The organism is Blautia sp. TM10-2 (assembly GCF_003480845.1).
GTDB lineage: Bacteria > Bacillota > Clostridia > Lachnospirales > Lachnospiraceae > Fusicatenibacter > Fusicatenibacter saccharivorans.
Window position 1 is genome coordinate 37,868 of record NZ_QUJZ01000015.1, and the last position, 9,061, is coordinate 46,928.

Sequence of the window (9,061 nt, forward strand, 5' to 3'; positions counted from 1 at the left end):
GGAGGTGAGAGACAAAATGTCTTTGCAGCACTGTCTGGTACTGACAGTTGCGACAGGGGCGGTATGGATGGATTTAAGAACACGCAGAATTGCAAATGAATGGATTATCACCGCATGGATCGCCGGGCTGGTTACACAGCTCATCCGCTATGGCGCCGCGGGAGTGGGTATTTTTCTTTTTGGGATGCTTTTCCCGATACTCGCACTTTACATTCTGTTCTATTTTCATATGCTGGGCGCGGGAGATATCAAACTCCTATCCGCTGTTGGAGGCTTTCTCGGTGTGCCAGCGATCCTGAAATGTATGATTGTGTCGTTCCTGTCTGGAGCGGTCTTATCTATCGGAATTATTCTCGTCTGCGGAAATTTACCGCAGCGTCTTACCAAATTTTTCAATTATTTCCAAACTTATTTTACCAAAAGAAAATACCAGAAAAAAACAGAGCCGGTTCCCTATTACGATGGGAAGTGGGGCATGGAGTGCATCCATTTTTCCGTTCCCGTGCTGATGGGAGTGCTGCTCTGGATTGGGGGATTTTATTGAATACTGCAAAGAAAAAGAGTGTTTTTGCAGTCTGTGACACGGAAATGGAATATGCACGCAATTTTATGGAATATCTGAACCAGAAGAGAAATATTCCGTTCGAAGTGCATGCGTTTTCCAGTGCGGAGATGTTCCTGGAGTTCGCAAAGAATAACGAAACAGAGATTCTTCTGATTTCGGATAAAGCGATGAAAGAAGAGATCCGCCGGTATCCGATCCGTCAGATTATCATTCTGTCTGAGGGCGTACACAGTCCGGTGCTGGATCAGTATCCGGCGGTCTACAAATACCAGTCATCGGAAAAGGTGATCCGCGAGGTTATGGCGTGCTACGGCGTAGAAAATGGTGTCGATACATCGCCTGCACTGCTGCCGAAAAAGGAAATGCGTATTATCGGCATTTATTCGCCGGTCGGACGGACGCAGAAGACCTCGTTTGCCCTGACGATGGGGCAGATTCTGGCGAAGGAGCGGGCAGTGCTGTATCTCAATATGGAAAGCTATTCCGGATTTGAACGGCTGCTGGAATGCAGCTACGACAGGGGGATGAGCGATATTCTGTATTATGCGAGACAGGAAAATCAGGGCATCATCTACAAACTGGGCGGAATGGTCCAGTCGATGCAGAACCTGGATTATCTGCCGCCCGCCGCATCGCCGATGGACATTCAGACTGCAAAATATGAAGAATGGAAATGGCTGTTTCAGGAGATTGAGAAGAACAGCAGTTATGAAGTGCTGATTCTCGACCTCGGGGATGGCGTGGCGGATTTGTATCAGATCCTGGATTTTTGCAATGAAATTTACGTTCCGATAAGGAATGATGTGATTTCTGCGGCAAAAATGGAGCAGTTTGAAAATTTGCTGCGCCGGTGGGACTGCCAGTCGGTGCTGGACAAGATGCGGAAAATCCACGTTCCGTTCCACACGGCAAACCGGACGGGAAAAGCCTACTTTGAGGAGCTTGTCTGGAGCGAGCTGGGCGACTATGTGCGTCAGATTCTGCGGGACGGCAGAAGAGGAGAAGAAACATGACAATGCCGGAAATTCTGCGGAGAAAACTGATGGAGCGGATCGATATCGCATCCGAACCGGATGACGGAGAGGTTCTCGAAGAGATTGACGGTCTGATTTTAGGGGAAGAAGAAACACGGTATCTTCCAGTGGCACAGAAGGCGGAGCTGCGCAGACAGCTGTTCTACAGTGTGCGGAGGCTCGATGTCCTGCAGGAGCTGCTGGAAGATGCGGGAATTACCGAAATTATGGTAAACGGTTATCAACATATCTTCGTGGAACGGAACGGCAGAATCGAGAGATACGGCAAAAGCTTTACCTCCGCGGAAAAGCTGGAGGATGTGATTCAGCAGATTGTAGGCCGGTGCAACCGCGTGGTGAATGAACAGAATCCGATTGTGGATGCACGGCTGGAAAATGGAGACCGCGTCAACGTTGTCATGAAACCGGTCGCATTAAACGGACCGATTCTGACCATCCGCCGCTTTCCGGAGCAGGCGGTGACGATGGAATTTCTGGTCTCCATCGGGAGTATTACAAAAGAGGCGGCAGAGTTTCTGCAGGCCCTCGTCCGGACCCGCTACAGCATGATGATCGGCGGGGCGACCGGATCTGGCAAAACGACATTTCTGAATGTGCTTTCCGCCTACATTCCAAAGGGCGAGCGCATCATAACCATCGAAGACAATGCAGAGCTGCAGATCCAGGGTGTGGAGAATCTGGTGCGGCTGGAAGCAAAAGAGGCAAATCTGGAATCAGGAACAGAAATTACGATCCGCGATCTGATCCGCGCAGCTTTGCGTATGCGGCCGAACCGCGTAATTATCGGCGAAGTGCGCGGAGCGGAAACGTTTGAATTATTATCCGCACTCAATACCGGGCATGCGGGATCTTTGAGCACGGCACATGCAAACAGCGTGAAAGATATGATCTCCCGTCTGGAAACGATGGTACTGATGGGAGTGCAGCTCCCGTTGGAAGCAATCCGCCGCCAGATTGCATCGGGAATCGAAATTCTCGTGCATTTAGGACGCGGGGAGGATGGAAGCCGTCGGGTGGAGGAGATCGCAGAGATCACAGGGATGGAGGAGGACGAAATCAAAACGGTTTCTTTGTTTCGAAGAGAATATGGGAGAGGCCTGCAAAAGACAGGCGAACTGGTACACAGAGAAAAACTGGAGGGGAAAACAGGATGAGAATACGTGAGGGAAGCCAGGCAAAGACGGGCATGGCAGAGGAGAAGGAGACGAAGGGGATCGATTATCAGACCTGGGAATTTACCGGTCGGGAATATCTCGAAATAGCGGGAATCAGTCTTGGGATTGCCGCCGCTGTGAACCTGCTCTGTTACCGGGCGTGGTGGGCATGCATTGCTGTGGTTCCGGTTGGAATCGTATGTTTTCACACGTATCGGAAAAACCGGATTCAGAGACGGAAAGAGGAGCTGTACGACAGCTTCCGGGATCTGATTGCGTGGATGCACACGGCACTGCGTTCCGGCTATTCCATGGAAAATGCAGTGCTGGAGGCGGCAGGACAGCTGGAACAGTCGCTGGGAAAAGAAAACATTCTGGTACAGGAACTGCGCCGGATGCGTCATAAAATGATGATTTCCGTGCCGGTGGAACAACTGTTTCAGGATCTTGCGGTGCGAAGCCGCATTGACGATATTGCGACGTTTGCAAGTGTACTGGTGATTGCGAAGCGGACAGGAGGAAATGTCTGCGAGATCTTTCAGAATACGTGGGATATTTTCTGTACGAGAATTGACACGATGCGGGAAATCCGTGCGGGCGTTTCTTCCCGGCGGTTCGAGCAGAATATTATGAGTGTTGTGCCGTTTGGAATTCTGGGATATGTACAGCTTTCCTTTCCGGAATTCTTAAGTGTGATGTATGGGAATGTAATCGGGGTTTTCTTCATGAGCGGATGCCTTGCCGTGTATCTGGCAGCATGGGTGCTTGGAAAGAAGATTCTGGACATTGAATTTTAAGAAGCAATTGAAATTTAAAAAGTAAGACTGCGAATCATAACGATTCGTCCGCAAAAAAGGGGAGGAATCAAATGTTGTGGATTTGTCTGACCGCATGGGCGGGGCTGTTCATCTGGTATTTCCGGATGAGAAAAAAGGCGGAAGATCACAAATTGGTGAGACGGATTTTCTGCCTTGCAGCGACAGGGTTTATAGCGGGCACTGCACTCTGCCTTCCGATCGGAGTGCGAAAAGTTTCAGGAGATGAAAAAGCGGAACTTCAACTGGAACGGGGTGCCTTAGGCAGCCAACCGACAGAGGAAAAACTTGAGGTTTCTGTTGGAAATCAGAAACCGGAAAGAATTACACTGTCTGTACCTGCAAGAGCTTACAGCGCAGAAGAGATAGAAGAGGCGTTCAGTGCGGCGATAGAGGCGCTGGATGAAATCATCTTAGGTGAGAATCTGTCTTTTCATACGGTAAACAGAAACATGGATCTGGTTACGGAAATACCGGGAAGCCCGGTGGCGCTTAGCTGGGAAACAGACAGGCCGTTGTTGATTGACAGCCGGGGTTTGCTGTCAGACGAGATTCCCGAAGAAGGAGTGGAGGTTACGCTGAAAGCGGAACTGGAACTTCAGGGGGAAACAACAGAATATATACGGAAGGTTCAGGTCTATCCACCGGAGATAAAAGGGCGGGATGCGGTTCTTAGGGCACTGAAAAAAGCAGTGGAAAAAGAAAACGAAGCGCATCCCGAAGAAACAGCCTATTATCTGCCGGAGACACTGAACGGAGAAACTGTAACATGGTCAAAAGTGCCGGATCTGACAGGTCTGGAACTTATGGCACTTGCCGCGGCGGCAGGAGCAGTCTGCTGGGCGGCAAAAGGAAGGGAACAAGAAAAAGAAAGGCAGAAAAGAGAAGAACAGATGCTGCGGGATTATCCCGAAATTGTCAGCAAAATGGTTCTTCTTCTGGGTGCCGGGCTTGGGATGCGGAAAGTACTCGAGCGGATTGCAGTGGATTACCGGAAAAATCTGGCGCTTGGCGGGCAGAAACGTTTTGCCTATGAAGAGATTGTATTTACCTGCCAGGAGATGGAAAACGGTGTTTCCGAGCAGGAAGCGTACCAGCGCATGGGAATGCGTATGGGAACCGGAGCGTATCGTTCCCTTGCTGTTCTGCTGACGCAGAATCTGAAAAAAGGCAGTAAAGGACTGCTGGAATTATTGAAACAGGAATCGCAGGAGGCCTTTGAGGAGAGAAGAAGGCAGGCGAAAACAACAGGAGAAAAGGCATCGACAAAGCTTCTTCTTCCGATGGGCATGATGCTTGCGGTTGTATTGGTCATACTCACGGTTCCGGCATTTTTGTCCTTTTATGCATAGGGGATGTTTTTATCCCCACAACAGCTGGTAAAGAGAGGGAGGTGGGAATTATGAAGCTGATATCGGAGTTCTGGAAAGAGGAAGATGCGGTGGGTGTTGTGGAAGTGATTCTGATTCTCGTTGTGCTGATCGGACTCGTACTAATCTTTAAAAAGCAGCTTGTGAGTCTGGTCAACAGTCTGATGGAGAAGGTCACAAACCAGAGCAACACCGTATAAACGGGAAAATGTCCAATACGGAACTCCAAAGAAAAATTTAGAAGCCGGTACGGACCTATATGTCATTTGCATATCTGTGTCTCGGTATATCCTTTATCCGATCCACGGCATCTAAAGTTCGAAAAAGTAAAAGTAAAGTGGAAGGAGCTGTATTCCATGAGGGAAACGGAAAGACAGAAAAGATGGGCAGCCGGAAGCATAACAGCATATTTGTGTCTCGTTCTGATACTGATGCTTTCACTGATTTCCGGGACAATTGCGTCGGTGCGAAATGCCCATGCACGGGTGATGACGGCCTGCGCAATGGAACAGGGACTGTATTCTCTGTTTGCCGGGTATGACAGAACACTGCTGGGACAGTACGAGCTGTTTTTTTATAACGGCGGGGATAAGAGCGGTGTCTGGAAACCTGAAACCATGAGCAGAAAAGTCGCAGAAACTGCGGGAGAAGTTCTGTCCCCCACTGCATCGGGGATGGGAATTCTATCAGGAAGTTTATCTGGCGGACAGGTTACAGAAGTTTATCTTAGCGGCTATCGTCTTGCGACAGACGAGGAGGGAAGTGCTTTCTCCCGTCAGATCTGTGAGGCAATGAAAGCCAGCCTTGGAACTTATGGAATACAGCAGCTTTCCCAGAAATTAAGAGGAGAACAGGAAACCGTGAAACGTCAGGAGGACGGACAGAGCGGTTACGAGGAAGAGGAGGTTTTAAAACAGTATGAAGAATCCAAACAGCCAGAAGAGGGAACAGAAAAAACAGAAGGTGAAGGAGAATCTGGAAACGGCACGCCTTCGGAACCGGATCAGAAGCAGCCGGTACCGGAAGATTTTGTGAATCCGATTGAGGTCATTCAAAAAGTAATGAAAATGGGAATTTTAGGACTGGTCCTCCCGGAAGGGCAGGCACTGTCGCAGGGGGAAACGGATGTATCGTTTCTTGCATCAAAACGGGAGCTGCAGAGCGGGTTTGGCATGGCAGAGTGTGGAAAAGAACTGAGCTTTGTGGATAAGATGCTTTCGTCCGAATATATTCTGTGGAAATTTCCGTGCTTTACTAGCAAGGAGAAGAAGGAAGGGCTGCAGTGCCAGGTGGAATATGTGCTCTGCGGAAAAAACAGTGACCAGGATAATCTGGCGGGAACCGTGAACCGTCTGATGGCGCTGCGGGAGGCGGCAAATCTGGTGTATCTGGCGAAAGATGCGCAGAAGCAGGGCGAGATGGAAGCAATGGCGGGGGTAATTGCCGCGTCATTTGGAGTTCCGGCGGCGATGCCGGTTGTGAAAATGGCACTTGCCGTGTGCTGGGCATTTGCAGAAAGCATTCTGGATCTGCGGGAACTGCTGGATGGTGGAAAAGTAGCACTGTTCAAAACGGCAGAATCGTGGCAGCTTTCTCTGGAACAGCTTCCGAAACTGCTGGAAACAGGGGATCAGAGCAGAAAAAATGCACCGGGCGGCATGGAGTATTCCGATTATCTGCGGCTGCTTTTGATGCAGAAATCGGGAAAAGCGGTAACGTTTGGAGCGATGGATCTGGTGGAATACAATATGCGGACAGAACAGCAGCAGCCGGTTTTCCGACTGGATTGCTGTGTCGATGAACTGGAAGCCGGTTTTACGGCGGTAATTGGGAAACGAGAGTATGAGATTACGAGAAATTATGGATATGAGATGCAGGGAGCAGCCTGAAAAATGGGATGACTCCGGCAGGGATACAAAAGGGTGTTCTTCTGAACGGCACATTTATTTCTGGAACCTTATCAAAAAACTTATCCACTCTTCCGGGAATTTTTATAAATCCGGATCAGGAGAGCAGCCTTTTGTAAAACGAAAATGGAACAGGGCAAGCCTGACGGTGGAAGCTTCACTGGCACTTCCTGTTTTTCTGATCGCGGTTCTTGTGTTATTAAAAATCGTGGATCTTTACCGGCTGCATGGAATGCTGACGGTATCTCTGCAGGAGTCCGCGCGGTATCTTTCCGTTTGTGCCTACGCGGTGGATGAGACGGGAAAAGAAACGTATGAAATACCAGAAACGGCCGCGTGCATTGCTTATGCAGAAGCAAAGATTCCAAAAGAAATCCGCGAAAATGGAATGGTGACACTGGCAGGAAGCCGTGTGAAAAATGGATGGCTGGAACTGAAAGCGATTTACTGGCCGAAAATGGGAAACCGCCTCGTTCCGGTGCGGAACCGGGGAATTGCAGCGTGTGCGAAAGTGCATCTGTTCTGCGGAAAGACAGAAGAGGAGGCGGATGAAGAAGAGGGCGAAGCAAAACAGATGGTGTGGGTGACTGAGAACGGCAGTGTGTATCATACCGATTCGTCGTGCAGTCATATCAATCTTTCGATCCAGGTTTCCTCACCGGGTGCGCTTGCGTGGAAACGGAATCAGGATGGAGAAAAATATAAGGAATGCGAACAGTGCGTGGGAAATGGCGCTGCGGGTGCGGAAGTTTACTATACGAAATACGGAAACCGGTATCATAACAGTCTTTCCTGCAAAGGGCTGAAACGTAAAGTAAAACTTGTAGCACTGGAACAGACGGATGGACTGCCGCAGTGCTCGAAATGCGCGAAAAAGGCGGCGTAAGAAAGCCGGATATGAGCAGAGCAGGTGTCTTCTTTCCGGGTGAGACCGGAAAGAAGGACGGTAAACAGAAACTCGGGTTTGCGGAAAGGAGGAAAATATAAGTAACTAAATATATTGTCAAATGTGATATAACGTGTTTAAATATGTAAAAGGAGAATCATATTATGAACACATCAAATATCACAAACTACAAGCCGAAAGATTTTGCTGAACTGTTAGGGATATCTGTTAAAACGTTACAGCGTTGGGACAGAGAAGGAATTTTAAAAGCAAATCGAACTCCGACCGACAGGCGTTATTATACGTATGACCAATATCTTCAATTCAAAGGCATAAATATCGAAAATGATAAACGTCAGGCAGTTATTTATGCCAGAGTATCTACAAAAAATCAAAAAGACGATTTGCAAAACCAGGTCGCATTTTTGCGACAGTTTTGTAATGCCAGAGGAATCATTGTAGACCAATGTATCGAAGAGTATGGAAGTGGTCTTAATTACAACCGCAAAAAGTGGAATAAATTATTAGATGAAGTAATGGAACAGAAAGTAAAAACGATCATCATAACCCACAAAGACAGATTTATCCGATTCGGTTATGATTGGTTTGAAAAATTCTGTATGAAATTCAATACAACGATCGTGGTGGTAAACAATGAAGAATTATCACCACAGGAAGAACTTGTACAGGACATTGTTTCCATACTTCATGTGTTCTCCTGCAGATTGTATGGACTTCGTAAGTATAAAAAACAAATAGAGAGGGACGAGGAAATTGCTAAAGAGCTTCAAGACGGAAATCCATCCGACAGAAGAGCAGAAAGTCAGGATTCATAAAACAATAGGAACTTGTAGATTTATTTACAATTTCTATCTGGCCCATAACAAGGAACTTTATCAAAATGGCGAAAAATTCATGAGCAGCAGTAAATTCAGAGTCTGGCTGAATCATGAATATCTTCCACAATATCCAGAATATTTATGGATTAAGGAAGCATACTCAAAAGCAGTGACCCAGGCGGTAAATCATGGACAAACTGCATTTAAAAAATTCTTCGATCATGAAAGTGCTTTTCCGAAGTTCAAAAAGAAAGGCAGATCTGATGTGAAGATGTATTTCGTAAAGAATAATCCGAAAGATTGTCGCTGCGAGAGACACAGAGTTAACATCCCGTCGCTTGGATGGGTTCGCATCAAAGAAAAAGGATACATTCCTACGACGAAAGAAGGATATACCATAAAAAGCGGGCATGTTTCCATGAAAGCGGGCAGATATTATGTTTCGGCTCTTATAGAAATTCCTGACAACAAAACTGCTGATCCTTCTAACG

10 protein-coding genes are annotated in these 9,061 nt (G+C 47.8%); all 10 read left to right on the top strand.

Going from position 1 to position 9,061, the window contains the following annotated elements; genetic code table 11:
* Positions 1-16 precede the first annotated feature (16 nt).
* On the top strand, positions 17-544 hold the full coding sequence (locus DXD92_RS15020; RefSeq protein ID WP_118640916.1) for an A24 family peptidase: 528 nt from the start codon (positions 17-19) through the stop codon (positions 542-544).
* Complete coding sequence (locus tag DXD92_RS15025; RefSeq protein WP_226906364.1) at positions 541-1,578, top strand: hypothetical protein; 1,038 nt, start codon at positions 541-543, stop codon at positions 1,576-1,578. The genes DXD92_RS15020 and DXD92_RS15025 overlap by 4 nt, the downstream gene beginning before the upstream one ends.
* Positions 1,575-2,753: a CpaF family protein gene (locus DXD92_RS15030; RefSeq protein ID WP_055226604.1), complete on the top strand. Its 1,179-nt coding sequence runs from the start codon at positions 1,575-1,577 to the stop codon at positions 2,751-2,753. The genes DXD92_RS15025 and DXD92_RS15030 overlap by 4 nt, the downstream gene beginning before the upstream one ends.
* Positions 2,750-3,550: a type II secretion system F family protein gene (locus DXD92_RS15035; RefSeq protein ID WP_022461948.1), complete on the top strand. Its 801-nt coding sequence runs from the start codon at positions 2,750-2,752 to the stop codon at positions 3,548-3,550. The genes DXD92_RS15030 and DXD92_RS15035 overlap by 4 nt, the downstream gene beginning before the upstream one ends.
* Before the next feature lie 71 nt (positions 3,551-3,621).
* A complete protein-coding gene (locus tag DXD92_RS15040; RefSeq protein WP_055219115.1) occupies positions 3,622-4,920 on the top strand; it encodes a type II secretion system F family protein in 1,299 nt (432 codons plus the stop codon).
* A 50-nt stretch (positions 4,921-4,970) separates the two neighbouring features.
* Positions 4,971-5,138, top strand: coding sequence for a Flp1 family type IVb pilin (locus tag DXD92_RS15045; protein ID WP_022461946.1), 168 nt, complete (start codon positions 4,971-4,973; stop codon positions 5,136-5,138).
* A 156-nt stretch (positions 5,139-5,294) separates the two neighbouring features.
* Positions 5,295-6,827, top strand: coding sequence for a DUF5702 domain-containing protein (locus tag DXD92_RS15050; RefSeq protein WP_118640917.1), 1,533 nt, complete (start codon positions 5,295-5,297; stop codon positions 6,825-6,827).
* Entirely contained in the window at positions 6,781-7,731 is a 951-nt protein-coding gene (locus tag DXD92_RS15055) for a TadE/TadG family type IV pilus assembly protein (protein ID WP_147342475.1), read from the top strand. The genes DXD92_RS15050 and DXD92_RS15055 overlap by 47 nt, the downstream gene beginning before the upstream one ends.
* 179 nt (positions 7,732-7,910) lie before the next feature.
* The gene (locus tag DXD92_RS15060) at positions 7,911-8,567 is read left to right on the top strand and encodes an IS607 family transposase (RefSeq protein ID WP_172680768.1); all 657 of its coding nucleotides are present in this window, start codon (positions 7,911-7,913) and stop codon (positions 8,565-8,567) included.
* Positions 8,506-9,061: RNA-guided endonuclease InsQ/TnpB family protein (locus DXD92_RS19070; protein ID WP_243104919.1), on the top strand; the 556-nt coding region annotated here is incomplete at its 3' end. The genes DXD92_RS15060 and DXD92_RS19070, both read left to right, overlap by 62 nt.